Annotated in this window: 18 protein-coding genes; 11 read left to right on the top strand and 7 right to left on the bottom strand. The window is 54.3% G+C overall.

Annotation, left to right across the window (positions count from 1 at the left end; genetic code table 11):
* Window positions 1-238 precede the first annotated feature (238 nt).
* A complete protein-coding gene (locus BN8_RS14685) occupies window positions 239-643 on the top strand; it encodes a response regulator (RefSeq protein ID WP_009282691.1) in 405 nt (134 codons plus the stop codon).
* Here BN8_RS14685 and BN8_RS14680 read toward each other — a convergent pair.
* Window positions 640-1,974 (bottom strand): Nramp family divalent metal transporter, encoded by a 1,335-nt coding sequence (locus BN8_RS14680; protein ID WP_009282690.1) that lies wholly within the window; start codon window positions 1,972-1,974, stop codon window positions 640-642. The genes BN8_RS14685 and BN8_RS14680 overlap by 4 nt on opposite strands.
* Before the next feature lie 229 nt (window positions 1,975-2,203).
* Between BN8_RS14680 and BN8_RS14675 the strand changes: the two genes are divergently transcribed.
* The 9 genes from BN8_RS14675 to BN8_RS14635 all read left to right on the top strand — a co-directional run bounded on the left by BN8_RS14675 (window position 2,204) and on the right by BN8_RS14635 (window position 13,766).
* On the top strand, window positions 2,204-2,869 hold the full coding sequence (locus tag BN8_RS14675) for a metal-dependent transcriptional regulator (protein ID WP_009282689.1): 666 nt from the start codon (window positions 2,204-2,206) through the stop codon (window positions 2,867-2,869).
* Window positions 2,870-2,932: 63 nt separating this feature from the next.
* Entirely contained in the window at window positions 2,933-4,009 is a 1,077-nt protein-coding gene (locus BN8_RS14670) for an LptF/LptG family permease (RefSeq protein ID WP_009282688.1), read from the top strand.
* Between the two features lie 85 nt (window positions 4,010-4,094).
* Window positions 4,095-5,012 carry a DMT family transporter gene (locus BN8_RS14665; RefSeq protein ID WP_009282687.1) on the top strand — a complete coding sequence of 306 codons (918 nt, stop codon included), beginning with the start codon at window positions 4,095-4,097 and terminating at the stop codon, window positions 5,010-5,012.
* Window positions 5,013-5,022: 10 nt separating this feature from the next.
* On the top strand, window positions 5,023-6,450 hold the full coding sequence (locus tag BN8_RS14660) for a DUF6056 family protein (protein ID WP_009282686.1): 1,428 nt from the start codon (window positions 5,023-5,025) through the stop codon (window positions 6,448-6,450).
* Between the two features lie 91 nt (window positions 6,451-6,541).
* On the top strand, window positions 6,542-8,296 hold the full coding sequence (locus BN8_RS32885) for a hypothetical protein (RefSeq protein ID WP_009282685.1): 1,755 nt from the start codon (window positions 6,542-6,544) through the stop codon (window positions 8,294-8,296).
* Between the two features lie 50 nt (window positions 8,297-8,346).
* Complete coding sequence (locus BN8_RS14650; RefSeq protein ID WP_040005826.1) at window positions 8,347-9,342, top strand: glycosyltransferase family 2 protein; 996 nt, start codon at window positions 8,347-8,349, stop codon at window positions 9,340-9,342.
* A 196-nt stretch (window positions 9,343-9,538) separates the two neighbouring features.
* Window positions 9,539-11,215: a hypothetical protein gene (locus BN8_RS14645; RefSeq protein ID WP_009282683.1), complete on the top strand. Its 1,677-nt coding sequence runs from the start codon at window positions 9,539-9,541 to the stop codon at window positions 11,213-11,215.
* 79 nt (window positions 11,216-11,294) lie between these two features.
* A complete protein-coding gene (locus BN8_RS14640; RefSeq protein ID WP_083882498.1) occupies window positions 11,295-12,263 on the top strand; it encodes a glycosyltransferase in 969 nt (322 codons plus the stop codon).
* Window positions 12,264-12,272: 9 nt separating this feature from the next.
* Window positions 12,273-13,766: an MBOAT family O-acyltransferase gene (locus tag BN8_RS14635; RefSeq protein ID WP_009282681.1), complete on the top strand. Its 1,494-nt coding sequence runs from the start codon at window positions 12,273-12,275 to the stop codon at window positions 13,764-13,766.
* Here the strand turns inward: BN8_RS14635 and BN8_RS31755 are convergent.
* The 5 genes from BN8_RS31755 to BN8_RS14610 form a co-directional block, all read right to left on the bottom strand.
* Window positions 13,763-15,610 carry a sensor histidine kinase gene (locus tag BN8_RS31755; RefSeq protein ID WP_051041050.1) on the bottom strand — a complete coding sequence of 616 codons (1,848 nt, stop codon included), beginning with the start codon at window positions 15,608-15,610 and terminating at the stop codon, window positions 13,763-13,765. The genes BN8_RS14635 and BN8_RS31755 overlap by 4 nt on opposite strands.
* A gap of 273 nt (window positions 15,611-15,883) precedes the next feature.
* Complete coding sequence (locus tag BN8_RS14625) at window positions 15,884-16,270, bottom strand: hypothetical protein (RefSeq protein ID WP_009282679.1); 387 nt, start codon at window positions 16,268-16,270, stop codon at window positions 15,884-15,886.
* Window positions 16,271-16,443: 173 nt separating this feature from the next.
* Window positions 16,444-17,967 (bottom strand): malate:quinone oxidoreductase, encoded by a 1,524-nt coding sequence (locus BN8_RS14620; protein ID WP_009282678.1) that lies wholly within the window; start codon window positions 17,965-17,967, stop codon window positions 16,444-16,446.
* Window positions 17,968-18,080: 113 nt separating this feature from the next.
* Entirely contained in the window at window positions 18,081-18,827 is a 747-nt protein-coding gene (locus BN8_RS14615) for a Mut7-C RNAse domain-containing protein (RefSeq protein WP_040005825.1), read from the bottom strand.
* 102 nt (window positions 18,828-18,929) lie between these two features.
* On the bottom strand, window positions 18,930-20,633 hold the full coding sequence (locus BN8_RS14610; protein ID WP_040005824.1) for a DUF6909 family protein: 1,704 nt from the start codon (window positions 20,631-20,633) through the stop codon (window positions 18,930-18,932).
* Window positions 20,634-20,748: 115 nt separating this feature from the next.
* Between BN8_RS14610 and BN8_RS14605 the strand changes: the two genes are divergently transcribed.
* A complete protein-coding gene (locus BN8_RS14605) occupies window positions 20,749-21,744 on the top strand; it encodes a DUF1028 domain-containing protein (RefSeq protein ID WP_040005823.1) in 996 nt (331 codons plus the stop codon).
* A 68-nt stretch (window positions 21,745-21,812) separates the two neighbouring features.
* Here the strand turns inward: BN8_RS14605 and BN8_RS14600 are convergent, their stop codons facing one another.
* Entirely contained in the window at window positions 21,813-22,412 is a 600-nt protein-coding gene (locus tag BN8_RS14600; protein WP_009282675.1) for a putative outer membrane beta-barrel protein, read from the bottom strand.
* Between the last annotated feature and the right edge of the window lie 242 nt (window positions 22,413-22,654).

Genomic DNA, 22,654 nt, shown 5'->3' with positions numbered 1-22,654 from the left:
CCCCGCGCTGAATAGGGAGTAAGCTGTGCTGCAAGGCAATATTTCCTGATACGGCCCGGCCGGCAACAGGCATCTGATACGTGTGGTTCGTTCCGGCAGCGTACGTAATCCCCTGAGGCCATTGGCTATGGCTGATGAGAACACAATGAACCGTTTGTACCGAATAATCAATAAATAATAAGGTGCTTTGTAGGGCTATCCTTATCTTTGACAGATAGTTACCTTCCACCATATAACCATGAGCGACGAAATTCAGATTTTACTGATCGAAGATGATCAGGATGATGTGGACCTGTTTCAATACGCGCTTCAAACCAACGCCGTCGCCTGTGAACTGAACGTCATTATGCAGGGAGACGAAATTGCGCCGTATCTGGCTACGTCGCCAAGCCAGCCCGATATTATTGTGATGGACCTCAACCTACCGCTGGTGCATGGTCGGGACGTACTGAAGCAGATCAAGGCTACCGATCACTTCCGACAGGTTCCGGTGCTTGTGCTCACTACGTCGTCGGCAAACGAAGACCGTGATTACTGTTATGCGATGGGCGCAAACGAATTTATAACAAAGCCGACCACGCTGGCCGGCTTCAATTCACTCATGTCGGCGATTGTACACCTCACCGGAACAGGCAGTCGTTAGAGCAGCGTATTCCAGAGCAGGTAGCCGTTCAGGCCGATTATCACCGTGGCGATCGCCCACGCAATGGCATTCATCCACCGTGGATTCACAAAGCGGCCCATCTTAAGCTTGTCGCCCGTAAATTGTACCAGCGGTACCACGGCAAAGCTCAACTGCAACGACAGTATAACCTGGCTCAGCACCAGTAGCTCGGCGGTTCCTTTTTCGCCGTACAGCAGAGCAACAATCAGGGCCGGGACGATGGCGAGCAGCCGCGTAATGAGTCGGCGTACCCACGGCTTCAGCCGCAGGTTCAGAAACCCTTCCATCACAATTTGCCCCGCCAGCGTACCCGTCAGCGTCGAGTTTTGCCCCGAAGCCAGTAGCGCAACCGCAAAGAGAATACCCGCCAGTTGAACCCCCAGAATTGGGTTAAGCAGTTGATGAGCGTCCGTAATATCGGCCACGTGCTGATTGCCCGAGAAGTGAAACGTAGCCGCCGACAGAATCAGGATGGCCGCATTGATGAAAAAGGCCAGAAACAGCGAAACCGTCGAGTCGATGGTGGCGAACCGAATGGCCGATTGCCGTCCGGTGTCCGTGCGGTCGTAGTCGCGGGTCTGTACAATGCTGGAATGGAGGTACAGGTTGTGCGGCATCACCGTAGCACCCAGAATCCCGATGGCGATGTAGAGCATACTGGGGTTCGTGACTATCTCCACACGGGGCAGCAGCCCCCCGGCAATGGCACTAACAGACGGCTGGGAAACGATCAGCTCGTAACCAAAACACAGCAGAATAATCAAAATCAGGCTGGCTACGATGCTTTCGATCACCCGGAAGCCCTTGTGCTGCAAATAGAGCAGTAGCATGACATCGAGGGCGGTGATACTGATACCAATCGGCAGCGGCAGGCCAAACAGCAGATTCAGAGCAATAGCCGAACCAATTACTTCGGCCAGGTCGGTAGCCGCAATGGCGATCTCGGCCAGCAGCCACAACCCAATCGACACCGGACGGCTGTAGTGGTCGCGGCAGGCCTGGGCCAGGTCGCGGCCCGTGGCGATGCCGAGTTTTAAGGACAGATGCTGAAGCAGGATGGCAAATAAATTGGAGATCAGAATGACAGACAGCAGCCGGTAACCAAACTGAGCGCCCCCGGCAATGTCGGTAGCCCAGTTGCCAGGGTCCATGTAGCCGACGGCTACCATGAGTCCGGGGCCCACGTAGGCCATCAGGGTGCGGAAGAAGCCGCTGTTACGGGGTACTTTTATGGTACTATGGACGTCCGGCAGCGATTGGGATGCGTTGTCCTGTCGCCAGCCTTTCATGAACGTATTTGTTGTATTCATACTGATATCGAATGTTGAAGGCCCGAGTGTCGACGAAAGACCGTGGACATCTACCCGCTCCGGATTTAATGTGCCGTATCTGCTACCTAATTTCTCAGGGATCAAAGATAAGGATTGTTAAAATAAAAATTTAGACAAGTCTAAATTTTTAGAAAGTTTAACATAAAAACTACCTTTGTGGGAAAACTGTTTTACCGTTTTCTGTCGTTTTTGAAGGCAGACAGTACTTATGCAGTCATTCACCGAAGAAAACTATCTAAAGACCATCTACTACCTCGCTAATCGACAGCAGGGCGAAGTAAGTACGAATGCGCTGGCCGAAATGACGGCTACCAAAGCGGCTTCGGTGACGGATATGTTGCGTAAACTGGCTGATAAACAACTGATCCATTACAAAAAATACCAGGGTGTCCGGCTGACGGAAGAAGGGGAGCGACTGGCGCTACAGATTATCCGGCGGCATCGGTTGTGGGAAGTGTTTCTGGTCGATAAGCTGGGCTTCCGGTGGGACCAGGTGCACGAAATGGCCGAAGAGCTGGAGCACATCCGGTCGGAGGAACTGGTGGAGCGACTCGATACGTTTCTGGGCCACCCGCAGTTCGACCCGCACGGTGACCCAATCCCGACACCGGCGGGGCAGATGCCGGTAACGGGCTATCAGAAGTTGTCGGAAGTGGTGGTGGGCGAACCTGTTCAACTGATGGGAGTGCTCGAACATTCGACGGAGTTTCTGCAACATCTCGACCGGTCGAACCTGACGCTGGGCTGTACGGTAGTCGTTCAGGAAGTTAACACCTTCGACCGATCGGTGCTGGTACAACTGGTGGGGGATCGGACGGTGTTTATCAGCTACGAAGTGGCTAAAAATTTATTGGTTAATCAACCGGCCGGTTAAGGCTCTACCTGCGATCCGGGCTGTTTAACTCGCTAACCGACCCCCAAACGGGTCGATCGATGTATGAAATTATTAGACTGGTATATACTCAAACGATTCCTGCAGACGTACATCTTCGTGGTGCTGGTTATCGTACTGGTGGTCGTGGTAATCGACTACACCGAGAAGGTGGATAACTTTCACCACCACAATGCCCCGACTGATAAAATTCTGGGGGAATACTACCTGAATTTTGTTCCGTACTGGGCCAACTACATCAGTCCGCTGATGGTTTTCATTGCCACGGTGTTCCTCACTTCGCGGCTGGCGGCCCGGACCGAAATCATTGCCATGCTGAGCAGCGGCATCAGTTTCATGCGGTTGCTGTTTCCCTACGTTGTTGGGGCGTCGGTGCTGGCGGTGCTGACGTTCTTTCTGGTCAACTACGTGATTCCGAGGGCCAACAAGACCCGAATCGCGTTTGAAGTACAGTACATCAACGACGCCTATACGTATTCTGGCCGCAACGTACACCTTAAGATTGCGCCGGATGTGTATGCGTACCTGGAGAGCTATAACAACTCGAGCAACACCGGCTATAAGTTTACCCTGGAGAAAATCGAGGGTAACCAGCTTAAGCAGAAGTTGTCGGCTGACCGGATTGAGTGGGATGCCAAGAAAAAGAAGTGGGCGGTCTACGACTACAAAGTGCGGAACATTGACGGTCAGCGCGAAACCCTGACGCCTGGCACCCGCATGGATACCACCCTGAACCTGAAACCCGACGACTTCGGCAGCGACTTCAACCTCTACGAAACCTTTACGCGGCCCGAACTCAACCGGCATATTGAACTGCTGCAAAGCCGGGGGGCCGATGGTGTGGAAACGTACCTGCTCGAAAAATATGCCCGCGACACCCGACCCTTTGCCATTATCATCCTGACGGTGATCGGCGTCATTATGTCGGCCCGTAAAACCCGGCGGGGGGTAGGCTGGCAGGTAGCGCTGGGTTTCATGCTGGCGTTCACGTACCTGCTGTTTTTCATGCTGGCCAAGGGTATCGCCGAAGCCGGTAATCTGAATCCCGTGCTGGCGGTCTGGCTGCCAAACCTTATTTTTGCGGGCATCGGAGTGTTGCTGTACAAGACAATCCCCCGATGAACTGAAATATAATGCCACGAATTACACGTAGCCGGGCGGATGTTGCCTTGTGTAATCGAGGACCTTCAGCGCGATCACATCCATTATGACAAAACCAACACTTGCCGATTACCTGCAACTTCACTTTATCGTGGTAATCTGGGGCTTCACGGCCATTCTGGGCAAGTTTCTGGAGCCACTGTCGTCGCCAGTGGTGGTGCTGTACCGTACGTTGCTGGCGGCCGGTGGAATGGCGCTGGTGCTTTATTTTCGAAATCAGTCCGTTCAGATAGCTCCCGGCGAACGCCTGCGGTTACTGGCAACGGGGGGGCTGATTGCCCTCCACTGGATCGCGTTTTTTGCCGCGGCCCGCATCGCCAACGTATCGGTCTGCCTGGCCGGAATGGCCACCAGCTCTCTCTGGGCGAGTTTGCTGGAACCGCTGTTGCTCCGTCGGCGAATACGCTCCGTCGAAGTTTTTCTGGGGGCGGTGGTCATGTGTGGTCTGTACCTGATTTTTCGGTTTGAATTTGACAAGATAGCCGGACTGCTGGTGGCCGTACTCTCGGCGATGCTTTCGTCGCTGTTTACCATCATCAACAGCCGGTTCACCCAGCGGCATAATGCACTGGTAATCTCTTTTTACGAAATGAGTGGGGCGTTTCTGACCTCGGCGGTGTTCGTCGGGCTGCTCATCGGACTTGGGCAGTTGGAGGGGCCGCTGGTACCGGTTTCGGCGTATCACTGGCTGTGGCTGGCGATCCTGTCGTTTGTCTGTACGGTATACGCCTACACAATCGGTATTCGGCTATTGCGTAAGTTTTCGCCGTACATGGCCGTCTTAACCGTAAATTTGGAGCCGGTGTATGGAATTTTGCTGGCTGTGCTGATTTTCGGCAGTGCGGAGCGCATGACCCCGGGGTTCTACGTTGGTACGCTGGTTATTCTGGCAGCCGTGCTGGCGTACCCGTTTCTGAACCGGTCTACGCGCAAAACTCAGGTTCAACTGCCTACATCGACTTAGTTCTTCCGGCATGATATCATCTACGTCGTCGCGTTTCGCTACGTTTTTACTCTTGAGTGTTGCTTTGCTGGTGGCGATTCCACTGGCCGTACTATCGTTTTACAACCATCCATCACCCGCCGACGATTACTGTTTTGCCAATACGGCCATGCAGTATGGCTTCTGGCAGGCTCAGCAGTTTTACTACGACGGATGGAGCGGGCGGTTCTTTCACAACTTCATTGTGCATTCGAGCCCGCTGACCATTGGCTGGTATGGCGGCTATAAAATCTACCCGCTTGTTCTGCTGGCCCTGTTGATCGCCAGTGTCTATGCGCTGGCGAGCCAGTGGCTATACGGTTTCGATACCCGGACAAAAGTGACGTTTGCGGCCGGGCTGTTCATTGGGTTTGCAGCTATGCTGGCTGGTCTGGCGGAGTTTTTATACTGGTATGCCGGTATGGCCTGCTATAGTCTGTCGTGCGTGCTGTTCCTGTTTCTGCTGGCTACACTGCTGGCACACGGGCGGCAGGGATTCCGGCTACAGGCAAAGTACATCGTGACGGAAGCGTTGCTGATCACGGGCATTATCGGGTCGAGCGAAACCAGCATGGTTATGGTGATGTCGTTGCTGGGCCTGCTTGCGCTGGGTGAACTGATTCAACAACGTCGGCTGTCGGCGACGATGCTGGTGTTGCTGATCGTTTCAGCCGTTGGGTGCTATTACCTCATTACGGCCCCCGGAAATGCCGTTCGGATGGGGTCGAACGCAAACAGCAGCAACATTTCGCTTACCCTGACGTCGTCTCTTCGCTACGCGGTCGGCTACGTGACCCGCCAGCTATTCGCGACACCGTTGCTGCCGATGTCGCTGCTGTATCTGCCAATCGCCTACCGCCTGACGGCCCAGCCATTACCCGCTTACCTGCGTATCCATCCTCTGCTGGCCCTGCTGCATGGCGGAGCAACGGTACTGGTACTGATCTCGCTGCATTTCTACGGGGTCGGTATTGCGCCCGTGCCGCGTCTGGTCAATATCATCAATCTGGTGTTCTGGCTAAGCTGGGGTTATAACCTGACGCTCTGGGTAGCCCGGCTGCGTCCACGTTTCCAGCCAGCGCTGTGGCAGCCCTATGCCAAACCGGCACTGGTCGGTATTGCGGTGTGGGTGACCCTAACGGTCTGGTTTGGACCGGTGGTGCACATGGTATACGAAGACCTTTGGAACGGCCGGCCGCAGGCGTATGACCGGGCCATGCAGCAGCGCTATGAGCAGCTGACTACGTCCGGCGATTCTCAGGCTGTTCTGGCACCGCTGCCCGTTTATCCAGCATCCATGTTTCTGGAAGACGTGAAAGACAATCCGGAGCACCTCTGGAACCGATGCTGGGCTGATTACTACCATAAGAAAACCATTGTGCTGAAAGCCAACACCGAACGCGAAGGGCTGACGCAATAAATCATTGACATCAGAGACCGGCTGCCCGACTGTAGCTATTTTCGTAAGGATGCTACGGTGTGCAACGGTTTCCAGTAGTTGACATTCCGATATGGAGCAGTTATCTGTTTTACCAACCAAAGCCGTTGCCCCCAGCCTGTTGCGCCGGGCTGCTTCGCTGCTGGTGGCCATACCACTGGTCTGTTTTGTGGCACTCCTGCTGACCTATACGGTCAATGTGCCCTGGATGGACGACCTGGATGCGTTTCTGAACTTCATTGTTGGCTACACCGATGCCCGCACAACAGCCGAAAAGCTCGACTGGCTCCTGCGGCCCAATAACGAACACCGCATCCTCATTGCCAAGCTCATTACGCTCGGTATGTATGACCTGACCGGCGAGGTGAACTTCCGGTGGTTGATTTTCATCGCATTTGGTTTCCTGCTTGGGATTCTGGGGCTGTTTTATCGGGTATTCCGATCGATCAAACTGCCTTTGCTGGCTTTTGCGCCGGTTCCGTTCCTGCTGCTTCAGCCCCAGCACTACCTGACCAGCATCTGGGCCATCACAGGCTTGCAGCACCAGGTGGTCGTTTTTCTGACGTTTTCGGCTATTTACCTGTTGGCGGGGCGGGGTCGGGAACGGTTTGCGGGTGCTACGGTGCTGCAACTGCTGGCGTCGCTATCGATGAGCAACGGCCTGTTTGGCTGGGTTGCGGGGGCCGTTGTGCTGACGTTGCAGCAGCACTGGCGTCGACTGGGCGTCTGGCTGGCTATCGGTATCGCTACGATCATTTTTTACTTCCACGATTTCAGCAGCCCACAGGGTAACGAAACCAGCTTCTCGTTTTTCCTGAAGTACCCGTATCTGGTGTTCTCCGGTTTCTTTACGTTCACCGGGGCGTTGTTCGATTTTTTTCCAAAATACAGCATCTTCTGGCGTAGCGTACTGCCAACGCTGGCCGGGCTGGTCGTGATTCCGACGATGCTCTGGTTTTTGTGGCAGATGAACTGGGAAACCATTTCGTTCCGGCGGTCGGGGAGTTCGGGCTGGTCGTCGGTTGGGCGCACCGAAGATGCGTTGCAGAAACGACGGTATTTCTTCACCGGCTGCTACGCGTTTCTGATGGTCAACGCCGTGATTGTTGCATTCTTACGACCTCGCTTTGGCTACAGTGTCATGCTGGTGAGCAACTACATGCTGTACCCGGCTGTGCTGGTCGTGTTGCTGTACCTCAATGGCCTGAGCGAGTTCCGGGTCGGCAGGACCGTGACGCAGTGGTTCCGGGTCGGAATGGTCCTGAGCATACTGGTGTGGGGTGTTTCCTATATGCGACACTGGCCTAAAGTGTCCCAGCGCCGGCAGATGCTGCTCAGTTTTGCCTTCGATCAACAGCACAACCAGGTGGGGCTGGGTGCAACGCCGGGAACGCCGTTTGCCGACATGGCCCGGCAGGTGATCAATGAGACGATAAAACGGGGAATGTATACCTATCCGGCCGAGATAGCTACGCTGTTTGAACCGGTGCTGCGACCCGCTACCCGGACGCTGCCGCCCGATCCGCTCCTGAAACTGGAACGTATCGACAATGAGTACAGCACCGTAGTGCAGACACCAAACTGGTCGCCCCCGGCCGCAACCCGGCAGGCTTATGTAGTCGCCGTCTCCGACCGGTGGACGTTTCTGTTTCCAACAGAGTCCTATTTTGCGCCAGGCCCATTCTTCCTGAATCGCCCTGTACCGGGCCTGCGGGCCGAAGTCATTCGGGGGATGCTGCACCCGGGAACGTATCGGATCGGTATGCTGATTCTGCCCGGAAATACCCAGCCGGTTCGGTTCGGCAAACAGACCATTACTGTGCCATAGTAAAAAAACGCGTACTTTTGCCCGTAGGAACCGTTTCATTCCTTACTACCTTGTCTGAGCCGCAGATCTCAATTGTTGCCCCGCTGTATAACGAACGCGAATCGTTTCCGCACCTCGTTGCCCGACTCAATGCCGTCATGGATGCGTCGCCACTTCGTATCGAGGTGGTACTGATCGACGATGGCAGTCGTGACAATACGGCCGCCCTGATGCAGCAGGTGGCTCTTGTCGATGCGCGGTACCACTGCGTTTTCCTGTCCCGTAACTACGGCCATCAGATTGCCCTGTCGGCCGGTATCGCATCAGCCCGGGCTACCGAAGCGCTGTTTATTATCGACGGCGATTTGCAGGACCCCCCCGAACTGCTAACCGACTTCTACAACAAGTACCTGGAGGGCTACGACGTTGTGTATGCCATTCGGAAAAAACGGAAGGAGGGTGTGTTCAAACGGCTGGCGTACTCGATGTTCTACCGGCTGATGCGCTCCATTTCATACGTTGACATACCGCTCGACAGCGGGGATTTTTCGCTCATCAGCCGGCGGGTGGCCGACGTACTGAGCCAGATGCCCGAAGAAAGCCGTTTTATCCGGGGTATGCGCAGTTGGATTGGATTTAGTCAGATTGGTATTGAATACGAACGCGATGCCCGGGTAGCCGGAGCGCCGAAATATTCGTTCAAGATGCTGCGGAAACTGGCGTACAACGGTATTTTCAACTTCAGCGAGTACCCAATCAAGCTGGTGACGCGCCTGGGGTTGATCACCTTTACGATCGCGTTTCTGTACTTGATTCAAACGCTGATCAAAAAGTATTTTTACGGCGACGTGCCGCAGGGCTTCACGGCAACACTGTTCGTCATTGTCCTTTTCAGCGGGGTGCAGCTTATCGCGCTGGGCCTGATCGGGGAGTACGTACTGCGGATTTTCTTTCAGACCAAAGGCCGCCCGCTCTACGTCGTAAAAGAAGTGATCCGGCAGAAAGAACGACTGGGCCCCCGGCCCCTTGAAACGGCCCCGGCAGTTTGCAAGCCGGCTACCCCGTAGTCATTCAGGATTGTTGTCAGAAATTGCTCAATGTTTCAGTTTTGATACTCAACGGAAAAGCGGCTGGTTATTAGGTCAGTAGGCGCAGTTGTGCGCGCAGACTGATTTTGTTAGTCTACCTATCAGTCCAGCAGAATCTATGAAGTTTGTTCCACTATCCATAGACATTTACTTGCTGGTTCCGGCTAAGTAAAGTATGCAACCACCACACAAAACCTTGCTGAAACAGCCTGCTACAGGGTTGATTCTGTTAGTACCTGTCTTTATTTTCTTCGCTTCTTTTTTCTACTATTCGTTAAACATTCCCTGGTTTGACGATTTTGAAAGCATCCCCTATTTTCTGACGCGATTTCTGAATGCAGCGTCGTGGCATGAGAAGTGGGAAGCCATTCTCCGGCCGAACAATGAACACCGGTTGCTCTACGCCCGGCTGGTTGTTCTACTGTATACGACCCTGACGGGCTCCATCAATTTTCTCCACCTGATGGTCATCGGCAACCTAGGACTGATTGTCATTTCAGGTCTTTTTTATGTTGCCGGGCGTCGGCAGAGGCTTGCCTGGTATTATCTGCTGCCGGTTACGTTGATCCTGTTTCAACCCCAGCCGTATCTGATGACGTTTACGGCCCTGTTTTCGCTCCAGTATCTGGCTATCATTATGCTCATCATGCTGACCTTGTACGCACTGGCGCAGAACTCGCCGACCAGCTACGGGATCGCCCTGATTATGGGCGTGTTCAGTACGTTCAGCATGGGCAACGGCTTGCTGGTGTGGGTGGCGGGCGCGATGGTGCTGGTTGGGCAGAAGCAGTGGCTTCGACTGGGGGGATGGATTGGCGTTGCTTCACTGGCTGTTTTTGGGTATTTCTATGGCTATCCGGTACAACAGGGAAATCAGGAAGGGTTTGCGTTTCTGATTCAGCATCCGCTGCAGGTTGTTCGCGGCTTTTTTGTGTATGCCGGGAGCTTGTTTGACCTCATGCCCGCCTGGGCAGTCGATGAGCGGGCGCTGCTGCCGCTGGTCGTTGGGGCCATACTGATTATGTTCTGGATAGTTTGGGCGGTGCGGCTGGTCGTCTTACGAACCGAGCCGATGTCGCCCTGGAATGGCTTTCTGCTGGGGGTAACGCTGTTTCTGGTTATGAATACGGCGCTGGTAGCCTTGTTTCGTACGCGCTTCAATTTCGAAATGATGCTATGGAGTTCATACCGGGCATACATCATGGTACTATCAGCCGCGGTGTACCTTATCTTCATTAACCAGCTCTCTCCCGAGCGACGCCGACGCTGGTTTCCGGCGTTACTTGGTTTGGCCCTGGTCGTGAACGTGGTTTCTTACGTAACGTATACCCAGCAAGTGATTAACTGGCAGAATAGCAAGCTGGCCCTGGCCTTTAACCAGCGTTATAACCGGATCGGTTTAGGAGGCTCACGGCAATCAATGCTGGCTGACTTTATTGATCAGCAACTAGATGAGATGAAACGTCGGGGGTGGTATGAGCTGCCTAATCCGGTAATCACCGCCAATGAGCAGCAATTCCTTACGAACAATCCCCAGGGGCCGCAACCCCTCCGGCTGACAATCCAATCGCTTCCGGATTACGTAACGGTTACCAGTGCCGGTCAGGAGCAGTATGCTCCGGGGCGTAACTCATGCATATACCTCGCCATGAAATCTGACCGGAAGACGTACCTGATTGCGGCAATTCCCAACCCGCCGACCAGATTAACTATCTTCAGGCCGGCCCCCGGCTTCTGGGCCGCAATGCCGGTTTCCATGATTGAGCCGGGGCGCTACCGTGTAGGAATCGTACGAACAAATTCCCATGAAGCCGATGTCCGATACACAGATCAGTTTGTGGACGTACACTAGGTTCATTGGCCGATGAAACAAGTCCCTGCCGGGTTTTTAGGAGAATCGCTTATTTTTGTGCGAATAACCACCAGCCACTTTGGATACCGAAACGGCCCCTTATTCTGAACGTATCAATATTGTCATTCCTCTTTTCAACGATTGGCCCGCATTAGGACTACTCCTGGAGCGAATCCGGGCGGTGGTGGATACTCCGATACGCGACCGGCTGGCGTTTCTAATCGTAGATGATTGCTCGGCTACTGACTTTGATACCCTGCCGCAGGGCGTTGGGCAGTCGTTGTCGGTACTGCGACTGTTCCGGAACGTTGGCCACCAGAAAGCCATTGCGCTTGGCCTGTCCTACCTGGCCGATCAGGCAGAGCAGTACCCGACCATCGTTATGGACTCCGACGGCGAGGATCGCCCTGAAGACATTATCAAACTGCTGGAAATGGGGGTTGCCCAACCGGGCCGCGTGGTCTTTGCGCACCGCGCCAAACGGCACGAAAGCTTCATGTTCCGGCTGTTCTATACGATCTACAAAAGCGTGTTTCGGCTGCTCACCGGCAAAGTGATTACGTTTGGGAACTTCAGCCTCATACCGGCGTCCAGGCTGCGAAAACTGGCCCACGTATCCGAAATATGGAACAACTACCCGGGGGGCGTAATCCGGTCAAGGCTGCCTTATACGGCCGTACCGCTGGAACGGGGCCGGCGGCTGGCGGGGCAGTCGAAAATGAACTTTGTTTCGCTGATCATGCATGGACTGAGTGCGGTGTCGGTCCTGATGGATACGACGGCCGTCCGGATTCTGCTGTTCTGCGTCATGATGGCGGCCGTGTCGGCGGTGGGTATCGGTGTGGCCGTGTACCTGCGGTTGTTTACCAATACGGCCGTACCGGGCTGGGCCAGCTACCTCGTGTTTTCGTTTCTAATTCTGATTTTACAGGCTTTTTTGATTTCGTTGCTGTTGGTATTCATCGTATTGACCTACCGAACGCAACCGCAGTTCATCCCCGCCCGGCAATACCGGGACTTTGTGGAGCGGGTCGAGCGCGTTTACTGATTTTACCGTATGCTGTTCAACTCGCTACAGTTCATTCTTTTTTTTATCGTCGTTACGCTCGCCTACTTCAGCCTGAAGTGGCAGGGAAGGTGGGTGTTGCTGCTGCTGGCCAGTTGTTATTTCTACATGGTATTTCAGCCGATCTATATTCTGATCCTGCTGCTGACCATCGTAATCGACTACATTGCCGGGCTACTGATCGAACGAACGGAAGGCCAGACCCGGCGCTGGCTACTGATCATTTCGCTGATTTCCAACCTCGGTATTCTCGCCTTTTTTAAGTACCTGGGTTTTTTAACGGAGAATATTGCCGGGCTGTTCAACTTCCTGCACCTGCCCGAACTGGCCGATCAGATTACGTATGTGATTGACCGCGTGTTTGTGAAAGTGCTGCACGTATTCGGGCAAAGTGGTATCAGTTCGTTTAAGGACAATGCCACGAGTATCCTGCCTATTGGGTTGTCGTTTCATACGTTTCAGGCCATGAGCTACACCATCGAGGTGTACCGGGGCAATCAGAAGGCTGAGCGTCACTTCGGTATCTACGCCCTCTACGTTATGTTCTACCCGCAGCTCGTAGCTGGCCCGATCGAGCGACCGCAGAACGTACTGCACCAGTATCATACGTTTTTTCCCTACGATTTCGAAAATGTCAAAGCCGGCCTCATGCAAATGGCGTTTGGCCTCTTTAAAAAGGTGGTCATCGCCGACCGGCTGGTCATGATGGTCGATCCGGCGTTCAACAACCCCGACCAGCACAACGGCCTGACGCTGCTCGTTGCTACGTTCTTCTTTACGTTCCAGATTTACTGCGACTTTTCGGCCTACTCCGACATTGCCATCGGAGCCGCGCGGGTGATGGGCTTTACGCTCATGGAAAACTTCCGGACGCCCTACATTGCCCGCTCGATTACCGATTTCTGGCGTCGCTGGCACATTTCCCTGTCAACCTGGTTCCGTGATTATCTGTACATTCCACTGGGCGGGAACCGCAAAGGAGAAGCCCGCCGGAACCTGAACCAGTTGACGGTTTTTCTGGCCAGCGGCCTGTGGCACGGCGCCAACTGGACCTACGTCATCTGGGGCGGTCTGCACGGCGTGTATCAGGTTGGGGCTGGTCTGCGCGACAAGTACCTGAAGCGGCAGGGTATCGAACTCCCCGAAAGCAATCGGCTGTATCAGGCGCTTCAACTCCTGCTGACCTTCGTGCTGGTCATGCTGACCTGGGTGTTTTTTCGGGCCAGAAGCGTTGGCGACGCATTCCTGATTCTGGGCCGGATCGGTACGTTGTCGTTCAATGATACCGTCAGTACACCCCTGAATGCGACCGAAATGGGATTCAGTATTTTCCTGATCGCGTTTCTGATGATCAAGGAATATTATTACCTCTATATTCCAACGCGCAATACATTGCGGTTCTACGTGCTGTTTACGCTGATTATGCTGGTGAGCTACCTGTTCGGTGTGTTCTCGTCCAACCAGTTTATCTACTTCCAGTTCTAACTATGGGGTAGGTACACCGTGAACGTACTACCCTGGCCGGGCTTGCTCTGGACCGTAATCGTTCCGCCGTGGTTTTCGACCACCCGTTTGCAGATGGCCAGGCCGATACCCGTTCCCGTGTGCTGACTGCGGTTATTCAGGCGCTGGAACAGCTCAAAAATGCGCTCTTCGTGTTCCGCATCAAAGCCAATACCGTTGTCGCGGATGGCGATGACGACAAACCCGCCGGGCGGGATATTCAGCCCCGATGGCAAGTCGGTTTGCTGGTTTTCGTGGACGTCGATGTGGATGTCGGGTAGTACGTCGGGGCGGCTGAACTTCACCGCGTTGGCCAGCAGATTCTGAAAAAGCTGCCGTAGCTGCAATGGGTCACCCTGAATGACCGGCAGCGGATCGATGGCCAGGTGGGCTTTTGTTTCGGTCAGCACAGGCTCCAGGTCATCAAGTACGTCGTCGATGATGGTGTTCAGGTCAACTACCTGGTGGGGCTGGCGGTCGGTGGTCGTACGGGAGTAGGCCAGCAGGCCCCGGATCAGTTCCTGCATTCGGGAGACAGCCCCCTGCATGCGCCGAACCAGATCAGTTCCCGCTTCGCCCAGGGATGGTTCATACGAATCGAGAAGCATATCACCGAACGTCCGGACTTTTCGGAGGGGCTCCTGTAGGTCGTGTGAAGCTGTGTAGACGAACTGTTCCAGGTTTTCGTTCAGCAGGTTCAGTTCGGAGATTTTGTTTTCCAACTGTAGCTGGGTCTGTTTCAGCAGTGTATGGTTTGACAACGTGACCAGTACCTCACCGTCGAGCGGCACCGACTGAATATCCACCCAGGCGTCGATCCCATCGGCGTTGTAATGAAACTCGAACCGTTGCCGGACCTTCTCGTCGGCCGTTTGCCGGTAGCGCTCAAAAAGCCCCAGTGTTATATAGGAAGGAAACGACTCGCTCAGCAACCGCTGTACAATCGGCACCGACGACTTTATGTAGTCTTCCAGCGCTTTGTTGGCCAGAGTTATTTCAAAATCAACAATGTCGGAACCAGGTTCATCAGCACGTACGGGCTTCAGCGTAGCAACGGCCGTGTGCGCCTGATCAATAATGGACTGGAGCCGGGTTGTGGCCTGTTTACGGTCGGTAATGTCGATAAAGGAAGCCAGGAACCCATCGCCGAGGGGAGACAAACCGATGTCGACCCATCGGTTGATATGACTCGAGAAAAACTCGACCCGGGTCGATTGTCGATGCGTTACGACCTGATGCAGCACCGTCATGATGGCAGGGAGGTGGTCGGGGGGAACCTGCTGCCGGAATGTTCGCTGCCGGAAATGGTTGGCCGACAGGCCGGTCAGGGCCAGACAAGCCGGATTGAAAAAGGATATGCGGAAATCAGTAATAGCGTTTTGCTCGTCCCGGATAGCCACGAAGCCCATCAACCCACTCAGCGAATTGTCGATGATACTTTGCAGCATCGACGGCTGGTCGGCGGGTTGAACGTCTGGCTGTGCGCTCAGTTTGTTGAACGATATCACCAAGCCCTCCAGCAGGGGCGTGGCCTCGATTCGGTACCTGCCGCTGAAGCCGTCGGCATTGTACGAGAAGTCGAACTGCCGCCCTTGTTTTGTAGCCAGGGTTTGGGCGCAATGATCAAGCAGACCGGTCGCTTTGGCAGAAGGCAGGAAGTGGCTTACCGGCTGATTCACTACCTGATCGACCGAACGACCCAGTAACCGGCAAAGTGGCTGATTGACTACCTTGTATACTAGATCAACGAGAGGAGACGGCTCCGGACCGGTTTTTTCCCAGATGGGCTCGCAGTAACAAAGGAATCCCGGCGATGCATCAAGCATACCCTGCAAGAGGTAAACAAGGCTTCGGTCACCTGATTCTGTATTCGAAAAAAAAGGATTATCAGCACTCATAACGTCGGCGATCAGAAAGCGACAGAAACGTACAGGGCATCTGCCGCACCGTTTCCGTCAGGTCATAAATGCAAAAATAAATCGAGAGATTTGGAATTTTATAAACATGAAAGTTTCTAAATAAAGAATATAGTAATCTGAATGTGTCTGTTTTGCTTTAGTAAAAATTAAGTGACAAACCGCTTGCGCGCGATAATGATCTCACCGAAAGGCGAGTATGTAGAGATCGTCGTTTTTTATCAGCACGAGTTTACCACTACGAATTTCAGTGCCAAATTCCCCGGTCAGGATCAAACTTTTGTCGGCGGTTGTTGGCCAGGTTGTCTCATCCTGAAAGGTGATGACCCGCCCGGAGGTCGAGAAGGTGCCTTTGCTGATTAGCGGACACAAACTGCCACTGGAGCTGACGCTGTTGACTGTGCCGGTATACCGGCCTTGTGGCTCAAACGTAATCGTTACCTGACAGGGCACCGATCCCCCGCGTTGAAACGTACCGTCGTAGATGCCCTCCAGCGGGCCAAGCGAATCATCGGGTTTTTTGCAGCCCAGTAAGAAGACAAGGGCGGAATAAAGAAGTAGTCGTTTCATGGAACAAGCGCTTAGATCCGTACCGTAACGACGAAAGATAACGATCGATCCAGATAGTTGTCGGGATATTTACTGGAAGCGGCTACTTCTCCGGCTATTGGCTGTATGAAGACAAAAACCCCTCTCCGTCTGTCTAAACAAGGCAGGAGAGGGGCGTTGAAAAAAATGGACGGCTAGTCGGCGGTATACTCGTACACGTCGAGTCCCAGCACATTACTGGTAACCGTGCGAATTTCCTGCAATAATTGCGGGTCGTCGGCCAGCGAACGGCCGTACGACGGAATCATTTCCTTAAGCCGTTGCTGCCAGGCTTCGGAATTCAGTTTGTCGGGGAAACACCGCTTGAGCAGATCGAGCATGATTGATACGGCCGTTGACGCCCCCGGCGATGCACCGAGCAGGGCGGCAATGCTGCCGTCGGCCGCGCTGACAACCTCCGTCCCAAACTCCAGTACGCCCCCTTCCTCTTCGTCTTTCTTGATCACCTGCACACGCTGGCCAGCAATTTCCAGCTCCCAGTCTTCCATCCGGGCGTTGGGGAAATAGTCGCGCAGGGCGGTCAGGCGGTCTTCCGGCGACTGAAGCACCTGCTCAATCAGGTATTTCGTCAGCGGAATGTTATGCAGACCGGCCATGAGCATTGGCGCGATATTGTTCATCTGGATCGACTTGGGCAGATCCATGTATGAACCGTGCTTCAGAAATTTAGTCGAGAAACCGGCGTATGGACCAAAAAGCAGTTCTTTCTGGCCACCAATCATGCGGGTGTCGAGGTGGGGAACCGACATCGGAGGTGAGCCGACAGCCGCTTTGCCGTATACTTTAGCCTGGTGCTGCTCGATGATGTCGCGGTTCAGGCACTTCAGCCACTGCCCACTCACAGGGAAACCACCGTAGCCACGGGCTTCCGGAATATCCGATTTTTCGAGCAGACGCAGTGAACCACCACCCGCACCGATGAAGATAAACTCCGACCGAACGTCGCGGATCTGGTTGGTCGTCAGGTTTTCGACCCGGATTTTCCAGCCGCCCATGCTCTTCGACCGCCAGATGTCCCGCACATCGTGGGCGAAATGCATATTTACACCCTCCATGTTCTGCAACTGCTGGAACATGCTGCGGGTCAACGCACCGAAGTTGACATCCGTACCGATGTCCATGCGCGTAGCGGCTACCTTCTGCGCCGGGTCGCGGCCGTCCATCACGAGCGGAATCCACTGCGAAAGCTGCGCCGGATCTTCTGAGTACTGCATGCCTTTGAACAAATGCGACTGCTTCAGGGCCTCAAAGCGTTTGCGCAGGTACGTTACGTTATCGTCGCCCCAGACGAAGCTCATGTGCGGAATCTGCCGGATGAAGTTGGGGGCATTTTTCAGGAAACCCTGCTGGATCAGAAACGCCCAGAACTGCTTCGATACCTCAAACGATTCGGCAATTTTGATGGCCTTCGTAGTCTCGATGGAGCCATCGGGGCGTTCGGGCGTGTAGTTCAACTCACAGAAAGCCGAGTGGCCGGTGCCCGCGTTGTTCCAGGCATCGGAGCTTTCGGCCGCTGCTACGTCGAGTCGCTCGTATATGTCAATCGTTAGATCGGGTTGTAATTCTTTGAGCATTACCCCAAGGGTAGCGCTCATAATCCCGGCGCCGATCAATACGACGTCCGGACTACTATACACTGCATTTTTACGTTTAGCCATACTATAAGCGGAACATCTCCGATTTACCTACAAAATTGCTGGGTTGGTTGTTCCGAAAAAAGCCTTTCTACTTAGTAAGTGGTTGATTACTACTATTCCAATAAATAATACTATCAGTTGAGCGCCTGCCGTACATCGTCGACAAACTGAAGCATCCGCTGGTGGTGCATACCTTCCCAATACACTCGGTTGCAGTGCGAACATTGCCAGAACTGGTGCCGATACGCCCGAACTTTCGGGGGAAGCTGATCCTGAACATCTGCTTTACTGACGGGGGTAAGCTCACCGTTGCAGGCCAGGCACCGTGTGAACGGTCGGATGTGTTCAGTCAGTTTAAACCGTTGCAACACGTCAATCAACTGGCGGGCCGGTTGGGTGTGGCGTACAAAATAGCCGTATTCGACCAGGCTCCGCATCAGCAGACCCCGGTCGCGGGTCAGCAGAATCCAGTGGTCGTTGTGCGAAATTCGGGCCAGTTCGTCGTCGGCGTAGTCGTTACGGTAGAGCGTATCGAAACCCATCAGGCGCAGGTGGGTTGCCAGCGTACCGAGGTGAACGTCCAGCACAAACCGGACCTCCGCCAGTGGGGTGGGCTGAACCAGCGAAACCGCCGATACGTCAAACGCCCCGAAGGTCGGATAAACGCTCACGTAATCGCCATCGCGCAACAACTGCGAGAATGGAGCTGACTGGCTGTTAATCAGCAGCAGCCCAACTTCCGGATGCGGCACCCCCAGCGACTCGACTACGTCCTTGACCGACACCCGCCCGCCGACGTTGTGTGTGAAGGACACCTGCTGCCGGTTGTTGGGCAGAAAATCGTTAAGAGAGCCGTAGAAGCGAAACGTAGCGGAAGTCATATTAAAATAACAGTAAATACGACTTTCAGTTTGCTTGTCTTTACCCCCGGGTACTTCTCCCACAATGGGAGAAGAAAGCCCACCGCTCATTGAACACCCTGGTCACCGGTTAAATATCTTTTCCAGGCACTTGACCGTGATGAGATACGTTGGTTTGACGCCCAGGGTGCCAAGACTACCAGAAGCGAGCGTACCGCCCGTGATCAGCGGGTTGTCCGACGCGTAGTAGGCGTACCGAACCTTGACGTTTGCTGGTACACTGTTACGAATTTTCACGTGGGCCTGAATCGCCTTCTGGTAGTGCGCGCCTTCCATTTCCAGGCCGACTGCCTTCCACGATGAATTGCGGAAATAACTCAGAATGTCTTTGTTCTGAAGCGACGTCCCCAATACGGTAATCATCGCGCCTTCGTACACGGCCAGGCCGTTGCCCTCAAAGTCGGCGGGGGTGAAGTCATTGTCCAGGGGATAGTTGTCGGCGGTTCCCTCGAAAATATGCGAAGTCGGAATCATCAGGTCGCCTTTGTCTCCGGTCAGGATGCCGGCTTTACCGATGATCGACACCGACGCTACGTTCAGGTCGAACGACTCTCCGTTCTGATCGTACGGCTTCAGTAGTTCGTCCATGGTTTCGAACGCCTGCTCGCCAAACGCATAATCCATCACCAGCAGCAGCGGCTGCGTTTCGTCAATGTAAGCGGGATCGTGGCTGATTTCGCCGGGTAGCTTTTTGGTCGGTAACTGGGCTGTATCGATGAGCTGTACCAGCAGGTTCGTGCCGCCCGCATCGGCCAGTTCATGCAGCCCATGCGCCAGGGCGTATTCGGCTACTTTCGACCGCAGGTTCTGCTGAAGGGGCTGGCTGAGTTTAAGCGCCAGATCGTAGAGGTTATCCCACGTAGTGGTACCGGTCAGAGCGGCCGGGGCATACAGGCAGTTCACGACGCTGTGCGGATTGGCGCTGATGACGTGAATCGGGCGTTCGTGCAGGTTGTTGTCCCGGATGTACTGCTTGATGCGTGTAGCCCAGCGTTCGCCGTAGAGGTGCTGGCCGATCCGTTCGCGGAGCATGGGCGTGAAATTGATTTCACGATCGGCCTGGCTCTCCCGAATCTCGCGGATCGATACGCTGCCCAGCCCATACACGATCCGAAACAGGCCGTTGTTAGTGCCCCCCGTCTCATCAAATCGCTGATACGCACGTTGCGTTTCCTCGAATGTTCGGCCCAGAATGGAGCTCAGGTACGTCAGGGCCAGTTCACGTTCATCGTCGGTGACCGTACCGCCGGCCTGAACAATAGCTTCGAGTTTTTCCCACTCACGGGTTTTGCTGCCCCGTTCCTGAAAGGCGTTGCGCCGGATTTTGTCAGCCTCCATGAACATGAACGTCAGGTGAGTCAGGATATCATAGATCTCACTGCGGCCGTTGGTCACCTCGATGACCATTTGCTCCTGATCGATGCGGTAACAGTTCCGACGGCGTTTGGCGGGAACCAGGATTGGAAAGTGCGAATGTTCGAAGCCTTCCCGCGAAGCCAGCGTAATGACCCGGCAGGATTCAATGCCTTTGGGCAGGCGGTCCATGACGTACACCAGCCCGTCGAGTTCCACGCGTTGGGAGTCGCCGACCAGTCCGTAAATTTCGGGTTGCAGAACGAGCAACGCCCGGCGGATTTCTTCGCCTGATATACCCGACGGCTTATAAAAACCCCGGTTAAAGAGGTGCCGCATGGTGATGTACAGTCGTTCGATAGCAACGCGGGACGCCTGGGCGCGGGTGAGGGGAGGGGATTGTTCCTGGTTCATGAAGTGGTATAGTGTTGTATTCGGGTGCAAGTTACGGGGTCTGTCGCTTTCAGAAAGCAGATTGTTGGCGAAAGACCTGCCCCGTGTATATTTGGTGATCTTAACCCCATTCAACATGCATCGGTTCTTCGTCAGTCTCTTTTTTCTGTCAACCACCGCCTTAGCCCAGCATGCCCGTACCGGAACGAACGGCAGCCGCGAACCCTTCGCGCATACCTTCTCGATCGTAGCCCGCGACGAAAAAACCGGCGATCTGGCCGTGGGCGTACAAAGCCACTGGTTCTCGGTCGGCACCACCGTCTCGTGGGGGGAAGCGGGCGTTGGCGTAGTCGCTACCCAGTCGTTTGTCAACAAGTCGTTTGGCTTGCGCGGCCTGGCGCTGCTGAAGAAGGGCAGAACCGCCCAGCAGGCCCTGGACGAACTGCTCCGTACTGACGATGGTCGAGATGTACGGCAGGTGGCTATTGTCGATGCCAGGGGTAACGTAGCGGTGCATACCGGTAAGAAGTGCATTGACTTCGCCGGCCACCGCAAGGGGAAGAATTATTCGGTGCAGGCCAACATGATGCTTACCAATAAGGTCCCCGATGCTATGGCCGCGGCTTTTGAAAAGAATGCCGCCTTACCTCTACCCGAGCGGGTGTTGTCGGCGCTCAATGCGGCTCAGGGGGCCGGGGGCGACGTTCGTGGCCGTCAGTCGGCGGTGCTGCTGGTGGTCAAAGGTAAAGCAACGGGTGCGCCCTGGGATGATAACCACGTAGTCGATCTGCGCGTCGACGACGCCAGCCAGCCCCTGCGTGAACTCGACCGGCTGCTACGGACGCATCGGGCCTACGAGCACATGAACAACGGCGATCTGGCCGTTGAGAAAAACGACATGAAACGGGCCATGCAGGAATACGGGGCCGCCATGCAGCAGTTTCCGCAGAACCTGGAAATGCAGTACTGGACGGCTATCGCCCTGGCCAACACGAAGCAGGTGCCCAAGGCTGCGGATATGTTGCGGACCATCTATGTCAAAGACCCGAATTGGCGGGAACTGACCCGAAGGCTGCCTAAAGTTGGCTTACTGACCGTGTCGGATACAGAGTTAAAGACGCTGCTCCAATAACAAACCCGTCATACAAAAAACGCAGACCGCCATCAGTCTGCGTTTTTTTGTATGACGGTAAATTGATCTTATTTGTAGCGACCACCCCCAATATCAACGCCCAGTTTAATACCGAAATAGGAGTTTTTGCTCGATACGTTTGTGTTGAGACCGTTGTTCGACATAATAATGCCTTCCGTAGCCGGAATCAGGTTGTACTCCAGACCCAGGTTGAAATGGCCTGCCTTGAAGCCTGCGCGCACCATGCCGCCAAACTTCGTTCCGCCCGTCAGGGTTCCGGCTTCGGCTTCATCGTCTATGACGGTAACTCCCGTGCTGGCAACTGAAAACAGACCGGCACCCGCTCCAATGTAGGGCCGGAAATTCGTGTTTGTCAGCAGATACGTTCCCGTAACCAGGTACGACCCTGAGGCTTTCAATTCGCCCTCGGCATCTTCGCCATTGACAACAACCCCGCGAACCATCAAAGCGCCCTCAATCCGCAGACCCAGGTCGATGTTGTCCGAAAGGCCGTACTTCGGTTCCAGTGAATACAGGAAACCGCCGGAGGCACCCGGACCGCTTGGTTTTGCATACCCGAGCGAAATGTTGAATTTAAACGGTTTAAACTCCTGGGCCGTAGCAGAAACGGCTACCAGCATGAACAGTGAAAGCAGAACTTGCTTCATGAATTTGTGAATAGTGAAGTAGTGGAAAAACTGATATTTTATTTATGAAGCTGCGAACATAAGCCAGGAATAGCATATAAAAAATGGCCAAAAATTTGATACGTATATAAATGACTATCTAATAGGTGATTAATGAAAGTGGTTGTTTACTGAATTGACTTTCCGGCGGTATTTCGATAAGATTTTGAGCCTATTGCATAAAAAAAGTCGATGTAACTCCGAGAAGCTACATCGACCTGCTG

Source organism: Fibrisoma limi BUZ 3, assembly GCF_000296815.2.
Classification (GTDB): domain Bacteria; phylum Bacteroidota; class Bacteroidia; order Cytophagales; family Spirosomataceae; genus Fibrisoma; species Fibrisoma limi.
Note: the sequence above shows the minus strand (reverse complement) of the source record. Positions and strands in the feature narration are given on the sequence as shown.